The 14,789-nt window shown below is 41.6% G+C and carries 18 protein-coding genes; 1 reads left to right on the top strand and 17 read right to left on the bottom strand.

Annotated elements, in window-relative coordinates; all coding sequences use genetic code 11:
• Positions 1–18 precede the first annotated feature (18 nt).
• From AC1DVJ_RS17555 to AC1DVJ_RS17590, 8 genes are all read right to left on the bottom strand, one after another.
• Positions 19–843 (bottom strand): hypothetical protein, encoded by an 825-nt coding sequence (locus AC1DVJ_RS17555; RefSeq protein ID WP_477592527.1) that lies wholly within the window; start codon positions 841–843, stop codon positions 19–21.
• A 206-nt stretch (positions 844–1,049) separates the two neighbouring features.
• Entirely contained in the window at positions 1,050–1,748 is a 699-nt protein-coding gene (locus AC1DVJ_RS17560; RefSeq protein WP_477592528.1) for an HNH endonuclease, read from the bottom strand.
• A gap of 402 nt (positions 1,749–2,150) precedes the next feature.
• Positions 2,151–2,495 carry a hypothetical protein gene (locus AC1DVJ_RS17565; protein ID WP_477592529.1) on the bottom strand — a complete coding sequence of 115 codons (345 nt, stop codon included), beginning with the start codon at positions 2,493–2,495 and terminating at the stop codon, positions 2,151–2,153.
• Entirely contained in the window at positions 2,492–3,526 is a 1,035-nt protein-coding gene (locus AC1DVJ_RS17570) for a ThiF family adenylyltransferase (RefSeq protein WP_477592530.1), read from the bottom strand. Before AC1DVJ_RS17570 ends, AC1DVJ_RS17565 begins: the two co-directional genes overlap by 4 nt.
• Before the next feature lie 63 nt (positions 3,527–3,589).
• Positions 3,590–4,921, bottom strand: a complete 1,332-nt coding sequence (locus AC1DVJ_RS17575; RefSeq protein WP_477592531.1) for a Mov34/MPN/PAD-1 family protein — start codon at positions 4,919–4,921, stop codon at positions 3,590–3,592.
• A 117-nt stretch (positions 4,922–5,038) separates the two neighbouring features.
• Positions 5,039–6,169, bottom strand: a complete 1,131-nt coding sequence (locus tag AC1DVJ_RS17580) for a hypothetical protein (RefSeq protein WP_477592532.1) — start codon at positions 6,167–6,169, stop codon at positions 5,039–5,041.
• Between the two features lie 15 nt (positions 6,170–6,184).
• Positions 6,185–6,733 carry a hypothetical protein gene (locus AC1DVJ_RS17585; RefSeq protein WP_477592533.1) on the bottom strand — a complete coding sequence of 183 codons (549 nt, stop codon included), beginning with the start codon at positions 6,731–6,733 and terminating at the stop codon, positions 6,185–6,187.
• On the bottom strand, positions 6,733–7,077 hold the full coding sequence (locus tag AC1DVJ_RS17590) for a hypothetical protein (RefSeq protein ID WP_477592534.1): 345 nt from the start codon (positions 7,075–7,077) through the stop codon (positions 6,733–6,735). The genes AC1DVJ_RS17585 and AC1DVJ_RS17590 overlap by 1 nt, the downstream gene beginning before the upstream one ends.
• Before the next feature lie 374 nt (positions 7,078–7,451).
• Between AC1DVJ_RS17590 and AC1DVJ_RS17595 the strand changes: the two genes are divergently transcribed.
• Positions 7,452–7,715 carry a hypothetical protein gene (locus tag AC1DVJ_RS17595; RefSeq protein WP_477592535.1) on the top strand — a complete coding sequence of 88 codons (264 nt, stop codon included), beginning with the start codon at positions 7,452–7,454 and terminating at the stop codon, positions 7,713–7,715.
• Between the two features lie 260 nt (positions 7,716–7,975).
• On the opposite strand, the gene AC1DVJ_RS17600 is transcribed toward AC1DVJ_RS17595, so the two are convergent.
• From AC1DVJ_RS17600 to AC1DVJ_RS17640, 9 genes are all read right to left on the bottom strand, one after another.
• The gene (locus tag AC1DVJ_RS17600) at positions 7,976–8,398 is read right to left on the bottom strand and encodes a hypothetical protein (RefSeq protein ID WP_477592536.1); all 423 of its coding nucleotides are present in this window, start codon (positions 8,396–8,398) and stop codon (positions 7,976–7,978) included.
• A 296-nt stretch (positions 8,399–8,694) separates the two neighbouring features.
• The gene (locus tag AC1DVJ_RS17605) at positions 8,695–9,003 is read right to left on the bottom strand and encodes a hypothetical protein (RefSeq protein ID WP_477592537.1); all 309 of its coding nucleotides are present in this window, start codon (positions 9,001–9,003) and stop codon (positions 8,695–8,697) included.
• 4 nt (positions 9,004–9,007) lie between these two features.
• Entirely contained in the window at positions 9,008–9,226 is a 219-nt protein-coding gene (locus tag AC1DVJ_RS17610; protein ID WP_477592538.1) for a hypothetical protein, read from the bottom strand.
• A gap of 178 nt (positions 9,227–9,404) precedes the next feature.
• On the bottom strand, positions 9,405–9,662 hold the full coding sequence (locus AC1DVJ_RS17615) for a hypothetical protein (RefSeq protein WP_477592539.1): 258 nt from the start codon (positions 9,660–9,662) through the stop codon (positions 9,405–9,407).
• Between the two features lie 370 nt (positions 9,663–10,032).
• Positions 10,033–11,112, bottom strand: coding sequence for a DUF4236 domain-containing protein (locus tag AC1DVJ_RS17620; RefSeq protein ID WP_477592540.1), 1,080 nt, complete (start codon positions 11,110–11,112; stop codon positions 10,033–10,035).
• Between the two features lie 300 nt (positions 11,113–11,412).
• Positions 11,413–11,727, bottom strand: coding sequence for a hypothetical protein (locus AC1DVJ_RS17625; protein WP_477592541.1), 315 nt, complete (start codon positions 11,725–11,727; stop codon positions 11,413–11,415).
• A 293-nt stretch (positions 11,728–12,020) separates the two neighbouring features.
• Positions 12,021–12,686 carry a stalk domain-containing protein gene (locus AC1DVJ_RS17630; protein ID WP_477592542.1) on the bottom strand — a complete coding sequence of 222 codons (666 nt, stop codon included), beginning with the start codon at positions 12,684–12,686 and terminating at the stop codon, positions 12,021–12,023.
• 2 nt (positions 12,687–12,688) lie between these two features.
• Positions 12,689–13,867 (bottom strand): N-acetylglucosamine-6-phosphate deacetylase, encoded by a 1,179-nt coding sequence (locus tag AC1DVJ_RS17635; RefSeq protein WP_477592543.1) that lies wholly within the window; start codon positions 13,865–13,867, stop codon positions 12,689–12,691.
• A complete protein-coding gene (locus AC1DVJ_RS17640; RefSeq protein ID WP_477592544.1) occupies positions 13,864–14,646 on the bottom strand; it encodes a glucosamine-6-phosphate deaminase in 783 nt (260 codons plus the stop codon). Before AC1DVJ_RS17640 ends, AC1DVJ_RS17635 begins: the two co-directional genes overlap by 4 nt.
• Between the last annotated feature and the right edge of the window lie 143 nt (positions 14,647–14,789).

A 14,789-nucleotide genomic window follows, 5' to 3' on the forward strand; every position in this document is an offset into this window, starting at 1 on the left:
AAGTAATAGTTATGGAATTTAAACTTCTGGTTCATGAACCAAGAAGCCTTCCCCAATGTCTACTTGCTCTTTTGCCATTAAATAGCCCCTTGATTGATTAATCCAAAATCCCTTTCTTATTCTAAATGTTCGGTGACCTTCAAAGACAGTATAGATTGTGGCTTCTTTTTGCCTGGCCAACTCAAGGAAATCTTGACTAATTGTCCAAACATACTTTGCCAAAGAACCGAAACACATATCCTCACGAGGACAATCGCTTTCCAAAAGGTTAGCAGATAGCATAAATCGTTCATACTTTAGTCGTTCTACATCACTAGGGATGTACGGACCAATATACATGAACAGATGTTCGGTACGTCGATAAAAACGCGAGAATACATCTCCGCTCTGAAAAATAGTTTCCCATCCCTCATGTAATTCGGCGTAACTATCAGCAATATCCTGCCGAAGCCGAAATCCTTCTCTGTTCAATTGATCAATCGTCATCTCATTCATATTCGATTCTTTGATGAACAAAAACTTTGTTGAACCATCATCCCTGACATGAAAAACGGCATCGATGAGCCCATTGGTAAATATTTGTTTATAGGCATGCTCATCTTCAAAACCGCTTATACTCTGCAACTTCTGGTCAGAGCAAAATTCAAGTTTCCATAACCGATCGACCATGAATACAGATTCGAGGACACCCTTTTGAATATCTCGGCAAAGTGATAACTCATATTCTATCGACTTATTCACAATGCCCTCAGCAATCAACTGCCTCCTGAATCTTTCCGACTCCGCTAAAAGCATTTTCTCCTTCTCTAAAGTCATATCCAGCACGATATGTTGTTCCTGCATCGCAAAAACCTCCATAAACATAAAAGTAAACGACTCAATTCCACGCAAAAGAAGCCCTGAGTGGAGAATCCTTTTAGGTGAGGGCATACCTCGGCCTTGATAGATTCTGCCACTAGGGCTTCAGACTTGCGTAAAATAAAGATCGTTTCTTGTATTGATCATAGCATATGATGAATATTTTGGAAATAAAAAAGGACAGAGGAAGATTAGACCTGAGAGCTGGTTATTCGGTCACGCAGAACTCTTGCCCGTTGCCATAAGAGTCCCCATTCACTCATAATGGATTCGTACTCTTGCAGGTCCGCTTTGGATAATCGTTCCTCAGGCCTTTCATTACGAGTGTATGGATATTTCTGCAAATAACGTAATATACTTTTAACCCTTGTCTCCGCATCAACTGGATAAAATTGACGCAACCACGGTTCCCAAGGCTTCTTCCCTCTACGATCATTGCAATCGTGGCAAGCTGGAACCACGTTTCCAATCATATAATCACCGTTGTTTGAGGCTGGGATCAGATGATCCGCGACCAATCCATTGCGAGTGTCACCGGTATCCAATACCCCACAATAGGCGCAGCGATGACCGAAAAACTCTTTAATGCTTGACCAGTCTGCATAGGATAAGTCTTGGGTTGTAATTAATTCCATCATGCCACGCACAACCTGGTAGTTCATTCTGGAAAACATTCGCGTGCCAATCTTCTTTTCTTTGCGGGATGCGTTCACGACACTCTTCCCATCTGTGCTTTTTTTTACTTTTAGAACTCCCCCACTTTTGTATTTGTTTGTAATGTTATAAGCGAATTGATACCGAATCCCCAATTCTCTTGCAATCTCAGCAACCGGCACTCCCAAGTCGTAAAGCCTACGAATTTCTGATGATTTCGAAACCTGATTTTCCATGCTCCACACCTCGCTTTGATGATATAATACGTATTCCGAATCATCATAACTTATTTCCCTAAATCATGTAAGTAATAGGGATTTGTGATGATAGAGTGTGATTGAGGTGAAAGATAGCATGCCCGGGATATCCCTAGTACGGTTCCATAGAATGGGTACATAGATTTTTGTCAAAACAAAAAAAAGTCGATACATCCTGATTGGACATATCGACTGAAACTTTAACCCTTTAATTATAGACATTAATCGTCATCATCTAGAGTCTACTTATTATTTTTATTAACCCAGACTTCACAATCTTTGCACAATTGATCACGGAATTTTCCTTTAATGATCAATTTGTCACCACAGCAAAAACAATGTATCACTGAATACATGTTATATTTCTCCTCCTAGTTCCAACTACATCATACTAAGTAACAATTGGTTGGATTTTGACTCGGACAGTCTCTGCTCTAACGGCCGATAGAATGGTACTTCATTCTTCATTAGCTGTCTCAGAATGAGACTGTACCGATCGGAGCGTTGCGGATTGTTATAGGTCTTTAAAATTCGTGCTAATTCATCAATTAGCACTTCCTCCTCTTCCAAGAGAATATCCTTGCGTTCGATAAGTACGAGACTACCATCTTGACATTTAGCTCGATAGGACGAAGAGTGCCATATCTTTGGCTTGGTTGTTACAGGACATTTTACAACCTCTACTCGTTCCTGGCGTGACAACCAGCTTGCAGGAATCGCCGTCATAGGTTTTCCTCCTCATCGTCATCGTCCAAGTCGTCATCCTCTAGATCGTCTTCATCATACTCATCTTCATCCTCATCAAGCTCGTCCTCAACAGGATCGGGATTAGATCCTTCACCCTGACTTACAAGTCGCTTTGGCAAGCTTGGCTTGTCGGCAGTTTGTTTACAAGATGCGCTATCTTTCATGGCTTCCTCAAACAATTCTTGCTGACCCATGCCTACAAATTCAGGTCTGACCCCAGATAAACGAGCGTCGAAAAGGGACTGATGAACAAGGATCGCCTTCTCTGTAAGCAAGGTGTTTATAATATTGTTTGCGAGTTGTGCAGCCATTTTATTGGTTGCGCAGCGTTGGGGTGCAGATTTGATTGCTTCACCGCAACCTGGAATCCTAGACTCCGTATCCGTTAAAATTTCAGGATATAGGCTGCCAGCTGGCTCTAAAATGATCTTTCCGTTGTACTTTAGTCCAACCACGATTTGACCGCCATTGCCTGTCTCTGGCTTAGCATCGTTCCACCTATCAAGTGTAACGCCATGAACACCAGCATCGATATACAAGAGTGTCTGTGTTTCCTCAGAACGGAAATAGGCATCCATAATCTGCCTTGTCGCATGATTGTCCACCATGCCTATAAGCACAGGAAGAAAAATCGTATTGCTATCGCCACTACTTGGATCCGTTAAGAGACTGCTAAGATCAGAAACATCGGCAATATAGTCCGTACGTCGGAATGTTTCAATACTGTAAAATTCACCGTAACGCTCTGCAAGCGCCTGTACCTTATATTGGCCAACCTCTTCTGGTTCAAAAATTTGATTTCCTAGATTCCCTTTTTCAACCTTGTCTCCATCTACCAACATAATATGTTCCAAGAAAAACGGTCGTTTATGCTTTTTTTCTTGGTATGCGATCAAGTGTGTTCGAAGATCTTGACAAAGTCCTCTGTAAAAATGGGAACCGTTTGCTCCTAAACCGATAATGACAAACTGCAGATTAATACGTTTATTAAATTGAATGATTCCTGGCATGGAATCTCCTCCTCTTCATAATTAGAAAATAGAGACCTCCGCAATTGCGGACGCCCCCTTCTTTCATACATACTGATGAACGCGATCTATCCATCCTGGCGGATACGTGCATGCCGAATTGGTAATTTCCACGTCAAATACATCTGCTATGTTCACATAATGATGCTGCCCATTAAAACCCGCACGAAATTTGTGATCAATTGTCGGCTTATCTAAGGACCCAAAGACACCGTAGACGCAAAGCGCCTTATCGTTACGATCATCTACTCGGGAAAATACAGCCGGCATCACATGATGCGAGTGCATGATCAGAACAATATCCCGCTCCGGATCATCTGGATATTCAGCTTCAACATTAACAACATTTGCCCATTGCTCGGGACAATGCAGCTCATAAGCTTCGGCTGTTCGGTTCCAAGCCACATATACGAGTGCCTCACGTCTTTCTGCAACAAAGTGCTTGAAAAAATCAAGCGTCTGTTTCAGAAAAACTCCAGGGATCTTGTTCATTTTAAACGAAACCCCTTCTGTGACATTCTCAAGCGCTGGTACAACTCCCGCAGCCACCGTAACCCTAAGATGCTTGTTCTCCCGAACTTCATAGATACGACCGTCTTTTCCTGCGACATAATTGATAGGCTTTAGTGGAGCCTTTTCATAATCGCTTAGCTTCCAGTGAAATGCTTGATAAGCGGGAAAGCTATTGCCCATCTTGCCAGCACTGATCGAAGGAGTTAGTCGTTTGTTCTCTTTATCGATGCGCCACGCAACGGCTTCTTCATTGGCAAACTCGAAATAGTCGAGAGCGAGCGCAAGTCGTAGCATATCAACGGATAGTTCACCTTCTTGGACTTCCGGAATTTTCGGTTCTTTTGTTGATGGAGGATTTGATTTCTTTTGTACAACTTCATCATTTTCCTCATCAACTTCAAGTTCCTCATCTTCCTCTTCTTCTGCTTCAGAAGTCCCTTCGCTTGCCCCTTCCGCAATTCCGCCAGCAGCAATGGCTGCTTCAGCTTCAGCTTTAGCAAGACGAGCTTTATCCAGGTCATCCTTTACCTCTTGAGGAACGATACCCCACAGAGCTACCTTTACTTCCTCGATATCTTGATCATTCATTTCCACAAGGCGCCTACCTAGATCGGCCACAGAGAACGAATGCATAGCGTAATGTACGTTCCAATCAAGCCCAACAAGCATTTTACGAATATCGGCTTGTGTTTCGTACCGCCTAATGGCTGGCTTTGATAATACCTTAGGTTTAGCACTCTTAGCGTTACCTTTCTCAGCACCCTTTTCATTCGCCTTCTGTTGTTTCTTAGAAGCATTCTTGCCCGCTTCTACTACTGGTGCTGCTACCCCTGCGTCAATACCAAGCATCGTTAGTAAGTCCATGTTTAATTGCCCCGCAGTTCATTCGTCCGCGGAACTTCCTCCCTTTTGTGCATAAATTTTCATCACAGTATAAGTGATGGACCTTTTATTCGAAACGGGTCGTCACACCCGGCGAAATCATAGCAAGTCGGCTAAAACCATCTCGGTTTCAACGAGTTTCTCATCGTTAAAGTCTTGGCCGGATAATTCTGCCAGGAGCTCACGATAGTTCTTTTCCCCTACATATAAATCGAAATTCCGTTCTCCTTGAAGGAAGATATACGGATATGACTCGATATTTCTGAATTCCTTTAGTTGCGGGAAATGATCCCAGCAACAAGCCATACTTCCATGAACATTGGAGAAGGGATATCGATACAATTTAGATTTTTCCGTAACTACTTCATCCTTGACCGCCGCAAGCTTCGCTTTGATTCGATGATTGCTTAGTTCAAATATGAAAATAAGCTTCGGATGCCCAACTTGCTCGATTGTCTGTCCTCTCAAGTTAACGTCCCAACGTGCCCGCTCCACCTCTAAAGCAATAACCGTCCGTTTCTTCGATTGCTTAAAAAATAAGCAATTACGAGGTAGAATAGGGGTCGTTAGCTCCAAGTCTTCGAGATGTTCCTTGGCAAATTCGAGAACAATGTCTTTCTTGACCCTACCTGCAAGGTGAGTCCATAGGTCGTTTACTGCTTCTTCCGACTCAAATTCCTTCACATGCTTCACAGCTGCATCCAAAATGCTTTTGATCGTTTCACGATCTGGAGTGTCGAATACATGAACTTTATCAATCAGCAGTTCAAACATTCTTCGGAGATCATGGGGGTCATCGATATTAGTTAACTTTTCCGTCAACGCTTTTACGAGATTATTGTAGGATGCATTATCCACGTGTGGGATATTTGCATTCTCCAGCAATACGCCAAGGAGACGTCGCATGAGTTGATCATCCGATTTCCTATAGCCTTCTGAGAGCTCTTCAATAATCGCATCTATAATATCGTCGCGATTACCGTTCGTCCCTACTTCAGCTTCGTAGCGGAAAAGTTCGCTAATAAATGCTTTAGGATCGTCAAGTATGGAGGAATAAAGCATCCAAGTATCTGCGCTATATATCATCTGCTTTTGCAGATCCGCAGCATTCACTTTGACTTCCTGAACGACAACTCCATTGAGTACGCGCTCAACGATCGGCTTTTGGATTCCTTCCTCATCGATGGTAATTCGAGTTTGCATCCCTTTAGGCTTTACCAACGCTTCCATATTTCATCCTCCATTTCACATAGTGCGGTTCAAATTCCGCATAACCTTTTTACTCATACGTGCGTTACGACCTATGAAACCGCGCCTAATCCTTCTTTTAGAAAGAGACGGCAATTCCGCAACACGATCACTGAGATCTTCTGCTGACATTGTGCTGTTCGCTATATTGCCGATTAGCTCAGAGAGACTAAATAACTCGTCAAATATTGAAAACAACGGAATGCTGCAGTTAAAGAATTCAAGAGATATGCCTTCCTCGTGAACTTCGAAAGGAAAGGCCTCACCTGAATACTCATCCCCAAGCTCGCCAAGGCAGCTGTTCACTCGATAAATGTTATCCTCGGATAGTTCCACTTTGATGAAATAGCCTTCATTCTCTATTTCCTCAATTCTTCCCCATCCAAACAGTGTCGTAAGCACTTGCTCCAGGATACTCTCGCCGATTTTCCAGTCCTCACAAATCGGCAACCCTTTCTCCATCATCATACGAACTGTAATTAGCATGTTGAGATCATGCAAATAATCCGATTGGAGATCTGATGAAAGACCAAGAAAGTGGCTCATTAAAGCAGCCTCCTTGTTCGATCAATTGGCAGTGTCCTAATCATTTGGCTGATCCCTACAGTTCGATTGATTTCCATAATAGTTTGATGTGAATTCTCCTGATCGAAGTCTTCTGAACCATAGTCACTTGCAACATAGTGGTAGAGCTCCTCATACAAGGTCCTCAGTGTTTGAACATCCATCGACTTCAAAACATCGAGAACATCCTTTACGATTGCACCTGGTCGATAAGCAATGGCATGAAGCAGGGTCTGTTCATTCTCGAAACGCATAACAGATTCCGATTTTAAAGCATCTGACTCAATACCTGCCCAAAACCTATCATTGATCACCATAGTACCCATTTCTTTCCCTCCTTTGTTTTATATGAAAAAAAGCGCTGCCCAAGCGAAATATATCGCTTAAACACCGCTTTCTTTACACAGAAAAAAACCTATACTACCTGTTCTTTACACAAGAAAACAAAAAAATTCTTGTGATAGACAACAGCCAGCATAGGGCTTGAAAACTTGCGTAACGCCAATAAAGGCAAAAAATTCATATTCATATTTTACCATCCCGTTAATAGCCTGTCTATATCCTTTTCATGTATCCAAAAAAAACTCATTTCGATAATACCTTTCTCAGGACTTACTCCTACATCCGTAATATATCCATAAATTGACCATAATTTGACCTTCGTGTTATAATTAAGAAAAAAATGGAAGGGGTAATACCTATGTCTGACCAAGAAAAAGCTGTTCCTGAAACTATCCCCCCAAAACGTGCTACGATTAAAAATCAAGAGACCTTACAAAAAATGGAATGGATGAAAGAAAAACTTAGCATTAGTACGGATACTGACTTGGTATCCGTCTCACTATCCTTGCTCCATATGTGCATAGAGCTGCAGGAAAAAGGATATGAAATTGGAGGATATAAGGAAAAAGGGATCTTTGGGGAACGGGAATATCGTATGATCTCCTTGAATTTGATTCGTTAGACTAACTGGCAGTTAAGTTGAACTACATAAGGAAACATTATGAATACTGAGGATCTTGGGAGAGAATCACTTCGAATTGTCATGATTTTTCACTACTGTAATGAGTACTGAGGATCGATTTGCCTCCTCCATCTGCTGAATACTCTCAAGTAAATAAATGGCAGCAGACTGACTCCAATAATAGAAACAGCGGTAGCCATGGACGAGAAAATAAAGTCCTAGACTGCCGCCGTATTATTGAACTATAGTTCATACCGAGTTTAATGGATACTTTTTAAATAATCTACTGTTGCTTGCATCATTTTGTTTAATGATTGAAGACTATCATTTAACGCATAAATTGAATCATCTTGAGTCTTGTCCCTTTTGGCCTGGTCTCCCTTAAAAACTTTCAATAGCTCACCGCTGGAATCGTTGACTGCTTTTTGAGCATTAAAAACATCATTCACCTTACTGAATAATACATTGTTCCTTTCATTAATAGATGTCATTTCGGTAACAGAATTCTCTAAAGTAACAATTTTTGTTCTTAGTTTATTATTTTCGTTAGTTACGCTTATTGACATTACTAATGCGTATATAGCAATACCAAAAACTAACACGAGTCCAAAAACAACCCAAATTCTTTCCTTAGCCCAAAAAATCTTACGATGAACTGAATGCTCGTTTACAGCAGATTCCATCAAGATTGACACTCCCTATAGAGAATTTGCTTTCAAAATTATGATACATTATGTATCAATAATTGTAAATGTAATATTAGTTGCATTTCCATCTCGTGAAAATGGATGGTATTTACACCGTTCGATTCTACGAAGTAAGAACAAAAGTTGTTGATCGGATATTATAGATAAATCAAAAAAGCATGCATATAGACCTCAAAAGCTGGTCTACAATGCACGCTTTTTTTACCAATAATTGAAGGGTATCATCACCAAATTGGAAACGATATCCATTAACTCTCGGAACATCAATCATACTATTTACTTTGCTTGCCAAAATAAAAGCCGAGTAACGTGCAAAGAAGTGGACTAATAGCAGAAAAGACCAACTTCAGCACTTCGATAGATTTATCCACGTCACCTTTGACAAGTAGTTGATACATAACGACCATGAGGATAAAAGTGACCGTAATACCAAAAAACGTAATCATCGCTTTAAGTAGAAACGACCGTTCCGTCTTTACTGGATCGATGACTATTTTTTCTTGGTCACCCACTTTCATTTTCGCCTTCTGGTCGGAGCCCAACTGTTCTATTTTTACTTCATCCCATTTGATATCAGCCATAAGCTCACCTCCTTAATAAAATGTTCCTAACCTCCCCCATCCAGAATCCGAGTTTACGGCGTGCCTGAATTTGGTATCCCTGCTCCTGCAGTTGAAGGCTTAAGTTAAGCAGCGACAACGCATGAGAGATCGTTTCTTCGGGGTTCATATTTAATTTGCGACACAACTCTTGAACCTCGATTGGCAAATTGCCTTTGGGCTCGATAGCACCGGCTTTGATCATAGATAATTCCCTCCTACTAAATTGCACATAGTTTGATGTATCGACTGCTTGCCGTGTCCCGGTAAATAGATCGCTATCTCAATAGCACCACCTCCTTTCAAATAAAAAGGTGTTACCCCGTTGTGTGAGGTAACACCTTTTTATTGCATAAATTAATACGAAACTTTGTACATACGTATCACGAAGGCAACTGGAATCCCGCATTAGTGATTTTCTTCTTATTCCATCTTAGTACTTTAAGAACAGAATCAGCGTATTGCACGTCATAATAATAATTCAAGTGCGCTGCGATGAAGTTCTTGTGCAGAGTTGGAATAATCTTTTTGCCCGAAATTGCCTCCATGCGAAGAATCTTTGTATATAAGCAGTGAGCTTTATACAAAAGGGTTCCTTCCTGGATAATTTCAACTTTTTGGGCTTTCTTCATCTTAAACATCATATTAATTCCTCCTGACATATTGTAGAAAAACAAAAAACCGCCCATAGGATGGTCTCATTCTGTAGAATTAACAAATATCCAAAAAAGGATAGACGTATTCTAGCAGCATAGATCCAACCCATAGGGCGGTAGACTTGAACAAGTTGAAGATTAAAGATTACCTTTATAGTATCACAACAAAAGAAGTGCTGTAAATATTTTCATTTTGTATTACAAACATACAAGCGGTTCATGACTTTCTTTACTAGTTCACAACTCTTTTTACTGGTTCACGACTTTCTTTACTACTAATTCACAACTCTTTTTACTGGTTCACGACTTTATTACTATATCATCCGAAACAAATCTACACCGGTCAAAAGATTTGCTATATTCTTGCTCTCTTAAAGTGTATTGTATCAACATGCTGTTCAATCTTTTGAACTATTTCATCTAAAGAATGATCATCGGGAACAAATAGCTTATGAATTTGATTTCCATTGCTATCAGTTAATAGTACATAGTTTCCCATTATTTCAACAGATCCTTTTCTTCGTAAGCCAGAAGGACAGAAAAGTTGTGAGTTATCTTCAGTCAACAAGAACAATTGGTAATCAGCAAGAAATAATACCCCTTGTAATAATTCATCATCATAATCAATCACGCCTAACAAACCAAGAAAAGTGACACGAGAATATGAAGGCTTTCCATTCGGCTTATTTTCAAGTCTTTTTTGTACTTGATCTATTAACTGTAGTTCATCACTAGCATCAAAGTCATGCTGAGAAAGAATTGAGGTTATCTCGTCTATCGGCGCTTCATCTTCATCTTCATCTTCATCTTCATCTTCATCTTCATCTTCATCTTCAAACATTCGAGCGTTTTCAGCTGCTATGACTTGCTGTTGTAGCCTTTGCTTTTCTTGAATCAAACCAGAGGTTACAAGATCAGCAAACGACTCGTCTTCTACTTTCAATACATATTTATTAATGAAATATCCATTATTCACAACAATATGGAGCTGTACTTCTTGCCATTTAGAAAAAAGGAATCTTCTGTTTATTATCTTTTTTTCTACCTCAATATTGTTCGCGTTCTCAATATATACCCTTGAGTACCACTCATCATTATGCGACACACCGAACTGCTTATTTGTTATTGATATCGTACATTCCAAGTTTGTAAGAGCTTGGTTTAGTTCATTTTCATCATCGTAATGTGATAGTACAATTGCAGTTATGCATACTTCAAAAACATTACCAGGATCTACAATTGCGTTTTCCCAATCCCCGATGCTTTCAGTATATTGATGATTTATCCCTTTATCTGGATCTGTGCTACTATACGTTTTTTGATAAGATATCCCTGTGTTAGGTAAAGAAGCAGTAAGCCTTGTCTTGCCATCCGCTCCGTGACTTACTCTTAAGCCTTTTACTCCTGCACTTACTCCAATCCCTTTCTTACTCATGTTCAGACGAACTCCGCTACCGAGATTTACACTCTTCTTGAATCGAAAACCCATATTAAATGCTCCTCTTTTAAAAAAATAGTTTTTTACAAATAACAGTGGGATAGTCAACAATGCAAACCATAGTTAGTTATATTTAAATCAATGTTACCATATTCATCCAAACGCATGTAAAAGAACTTTAATAATAAAAGATTGATTCTATAAGTTATATATAATTATAATTTAGATTAAAACTAAGCAGTTTGCGGAAAAATAAAAAGGCAGAGAAGAGGGAATAACCCACTCCACTGCCTAGTTTTATCTCAATAATAGTTGTTCAAATTCAGAATCCTCATGAATGAAATCACATAGGGGTATTCTCTTTCCTTTCTGATACTTCATGGTGTGTCCACCAGGAAGCGAATCTTCAAGGGCTTTGAGTTTCTTCCACGCATCTGGGAATAACTCTGCGACGGCTTTCATTTCATGGGGGGACTGGAAAATGCACCACCTGCAACTTACTCTCGAAACGTGGTTATAAGCCATATGTTCCTTTACTCCAGCCTCTTTTAACAATGCCCCAACTTCAAATTTCTTAAGGTGCAAGATCGGGCCCGCTTCTGGTTCTGGCATATTTTAAGTATACATCGCGCTTGAGGTACGAAGTACAGTACCTCGCTGAACTGTCCGGAAACATCCCACGATCCTCAATTCGTCTCAAAAATCCCTTTTCGTCCCACCCTATTTCTAGCGGTAAATCGAAGTGAGATTTTAAATAATCAAGGTGCGACTCTGTTTCAGGCCAATCAAAGAAAACTTCGTTCTCGGTGATGCAGGAAAATAGAATTCGTAAGTGAAAGTCCAGTAATTACGCGGTTTTCTCAATGGCAAGAAATTTATTTAAGTTCGTTAGTTAAATGATTTTCTCAAGAATTGTTCAGTAAAAGTGGAAAATAAAGTTCGTTAGTAATATTTACTTTTGTAAATTCACTCAATGGATCCCATTGGTGACCGTCTTGATCACTTAACGTCAATATGGACTCTACTTCTTTCTGCAACGTCTGCTTGACGAAATATTGTAAAACCTCTCTGTGATCCTCTTGCGTTCTTTTGGCCCAAATCTCCTTTAACTGAGCCTGTGTGTACGAAATGGCTACTAGATCATCTACGTTCTGGAGCACTTCCCGAAGGCATCCCAATCCTCCAAGAGTTGCGCAGGGACTTTCGGTCGTAACATTTCCCCTTTGGCAACAAAGACCGTATAGCTTCCACTCTACCGGCTTTCCAATCAACTCGGATAGCTGGCGAATGCTGACATATGTTCGCCCATATTCCTGGATCGTCCTCATTTCAATCTGCGGATGGTCTTGATCTATCTTAAGCATTCGGTCTGGCAGCTCGAGCGTGATTTGCCATTGCTCCTCGATGTAACCAACCTTGTATACCATCGCTTCAGTCATTGCACGCAGCGGCACCCAAACGCGTCCTTCGACGTCTAGATACGCAGGAACGTCAGTCAGCAGTTGATCTCCAAAAAAGTTAATTCTTACGGTATCGTATTGCTTGAGTGAAAAACCGGACTGATCCTTCACATTTAAACGATTACCTTCTCATAAACTACACAGCCTGCCTTATACGACCTGGAAATGACAATCGTATCATCATTCCATCCAAATAATACTAGATCCGCTGGCGCACCTATAGACAATCCACTGCCAGCTGGAAGATGCATAAAGTGYGCAGGATAAATCGAAGCTCGCTTCCATGCATCTTGCAGCGTACATAAGCCCTTCCGAACTAGATACTCAATCCCACGGGTAAGCATTTGTGCAGAACCTGCCAGCAGGTTCGGATTGGAGGCTAAGTGCAGTTTGCCTTCCGGCGTGAGTACGACTTTACTGCCGATATGTGTATCATAAATGCCAGGGGGCATTCCGCTTAATGAAACCGCATCACTCACCAGTAAAGCCTTCGTCCCTTTGACCTTAAGTGCAACCTTCAAGACCGACTCAGGTAGGTGAAAGCTGTCTGCGATGAGACAAGCCGATAGTTCGTCTGCGGCCAGCTGCTCCCAAATATAGTTAGGGTGACGGGGCAATTGGAGATGCGCCCCATTGCCCAAATGCGTCGACATCCTCGCTCCAGCCGCTGCCGCTTTACGGATTTGTTCAGGAGAGGCTGATGTGTGCCCAATGGATACCGTAATGCCATTTTGTACGCAGGTTTCGATAAATTGKGCCGAACCAGGCCATTCCGGAGACATTGTAATGAGCTTGATCCGGCCCTCGGCTGCCTCTTGCCAAAGCTCTAACAAAGACCAGTCCGGTGCTTGGACATAAGCTTTATTGTGAGCACCCCTCGCACCATCGTCAGGAGAGATGAAAGGCCCTTCCAAATGAATGCCGGCGATACTCTCCGCCATCTGGGGATTCTGTGAACAAGCTTTGGCAATGACAGCAACGGCTTCCTGAATCGCATCGCCGCTGTTCGTGATAACCGTAGGATAATAGGACGTTATGCCTTCAGCCCACAAACATTTTGTAGCTTGAACGATACATTCCTGGCTTAACGGCAGTGTATTAAAGTCATACCCCCTAAAGCCGTTGATCTGTAAGTCGACGAGCCCAGGTCCAATAAATGGAAGCGTTGACATCTTCGTAGGTTGGATAGGTTCTATACAGGAGATATGCCCCTCTTCAACCTTTATCCGGATAGCTTCTCCATTCTCAAAATGGATGCCTTCAATGAACTTTGATCCTTGCCTTTCACTCATACGTGCTCACTTCCATAAGAATTCAAATCCACGTACAGCGTGCAGTCCTTATGCGTTCGTAGAATAGAAGCGGGGCACTTCGTATCGATGGGTCCGTTCAGCGTTTGCTGAACAGCGGCATGCTTTGTAGCCCCTGGAACCATACAAAATAAATGATTGCCGGATATTAATGCTGGAATTGTTAACGTGAGCGCGTGCGTTGGCACATCAGATATGATTGGGAAGCAGCCTTCGTTTACTTGTTGAATGCGGCATGCTTCTTCCAGTTCAACGACTTTAACCATCTTGTCGTCTTGGAAATCGGCAACAGGAGGATCGTTAAACGCGATATGTCCATTTTCACCAATGCCCATACACACAATATCGATTGGAGCTTCTTGCAGCAGTTTGGAATAGCGCTCACATTCCACAGCAGCCGAGCGGTTGCTGTCGATGAGGTGAACAGCTCCGAAGGGAAGTCGGTCAAAAATGCGCGTACATAAAAAAGCGCTGAACCTCTGCGAGGACTCCTCCTCCAATCCGATATATTCATCCATATGGAAAGCGGTGATTTTCGACCAGTCGATGCCTTGCTCTTCTATCAATACCTGCAGAAATTCATTTTGTGAAGGGGCAGCGGCAAAAATGATTCGAACGCAGTGTTGGGTTAACAGCAGCTCCCTGATTTTGTTCGCTGCTTCCTTCGCTGCCGCTTCCCCCAGTCTTCTCCGGTTCTCGTAAACCTTTATCTGCAGCTGGTCGACAGCAAACTGTTTGATTTCATAACAAAGCTCAGACATGACCGTTCCTCCTCTTGAATTATGCCAAATAAGACTTTATGGTAAGCAAATCGTGAGCCATGCGCTGAACAGGAGAATACGGAGCATTGGATTCCAGCGTCACCCACCCAGTGTACCCTGCTTCCTGTAGTGCATGGAACAGT

This window comes from Paenibacillus sp. P4_A9 (assembly GCF_056402415.1).

What these genes read in the sequence shown, in the direction of transcription:
- AC1DVJ_RS17555 (WP_477592527.1), bottom strand. Translation starts at nt 843, where the DNA reads ATGCAGGAACAACATATCGTGCTGGATATGACTTTAGAGAAGGAGAAA.
- AC1DVJ_RS17560 (WP_477592528.1), bottom strand. Translation starts at nt 1,748, where the DNA reads ATGGAAAATCAGGTTTCGAAATCATCAGAAATTCGTAGGCTTTACGAC.
- AC1DVJ_RS17565 (WP_477592529.1), bottom strand. Translation starts at nt 2,495, where the DNA reads ATGACGGCGATTCCTGCAAGCTGGTTGTCACGCCAGGAACGAGTAGAG.
- AC1DVJ_RS17570 (WP_477592530.1), bottom strand. Translation starts at nt 3,526, where the DNA reads ATGCCAGGAATCATTCAATTTAATAAACGTATTAATCTGCAGTTTGTC.
- AC1DVJ_RS17575 (WP_477592531.1), bottom strand. Translation starts at nt 4,921, where the DNA reads ATGGACTTACTAACGATGCTTGGTATTGACGCAGGGGTAGCAGCACCA.
- AC1DVJ_RS17580 (WP_477592532.1), bottom strand. Translation starts at nt 6,169, where the DNA reads ATGGAAGCGTTGGTAAAGCCTAAAGGGATGCAAACTCGAATTACCATC.
- AC1DVJ_RS17585 (WP_477592533.1), bottom strand. Translation starts at nt 6,733, where the DNA reads ATGAGCCACTTTCTTGGTCTTTCATCAGATCTCCAATCGGATTATTTG.
- AC1DVJ_RS17590 (WP_477592534.1), bottom strand. Translation starts at nt 7,077, where the DNA reads ATGGGTACTATGGTGATCAATGATAGGTTTTGGGCAGGTATTGAGTCA.
- AC1DVJ_RS17595 (WP_477592535.1), top strand. Translation starts at nt 7,452, where the DNA reads ATGTCTGACCAAGAAAAAGCTGTTCCTGAAACTATCCCCCCAAAACGT.
- AC1DVJ_RS17600 (WP_477592536.1), bottom strand. Translation starts at nt 8,398, where the DNA reads ATGGAATCTGCTGTAAACGAGCATTCAGTTCATCGTAAGATTTTTTGG.
- AC1DVJ_RS17605 (WP_477592537.1), bottom strand. Translation starts at nt 9,003, where the DNA reads ATGGCTGATATCAAATGGGATGAAGTAAAAATAGAACAGTTGGGCTCC.
- AC1DVJ_RS17610 (WP_477592538.1), bottom strand. Translation starts at nt 9,226, where the DNA reads ATGATCAAAGCCGGTGCTATCGAGCCCAAAGGCAATTTGCCAATCGAG.
- AC1DVJ_RS17615 (WP_477592539.1), bottom strand. Translation starts at nt 9,662, where the DNA reads ATGTTTAAGATGAAGAAAGCCCAAAAAGTTGAAATTATCCAGGAAGGA.
- AC1DVJ_RS17620 (WP_477592540.1), bottom strand. Translation starts at nt 11,112, where the DNA reads ATGAGTAAGAAAGGGATTGGAGTAAGTGCAGGAGTAAAAGGCTTAAGA.
- AC1DVJ_RS17625 (WP_477592541.1), bottom strand. Translation starts at nt 11,727, where the DNA reads ATGCCAGAACCAGAAGCGGGCCCGATCTTGCACCTTAAGAAATTTGAA.
- AC1DVJ_RS17640 (WP_477592544.1), bottom strand. Translation starts at nt 14,646, where the DNA reads ATGTCTGAGCTTTGTTATGAAATCAAACAGTTTGCTGTCGACCAGCTG.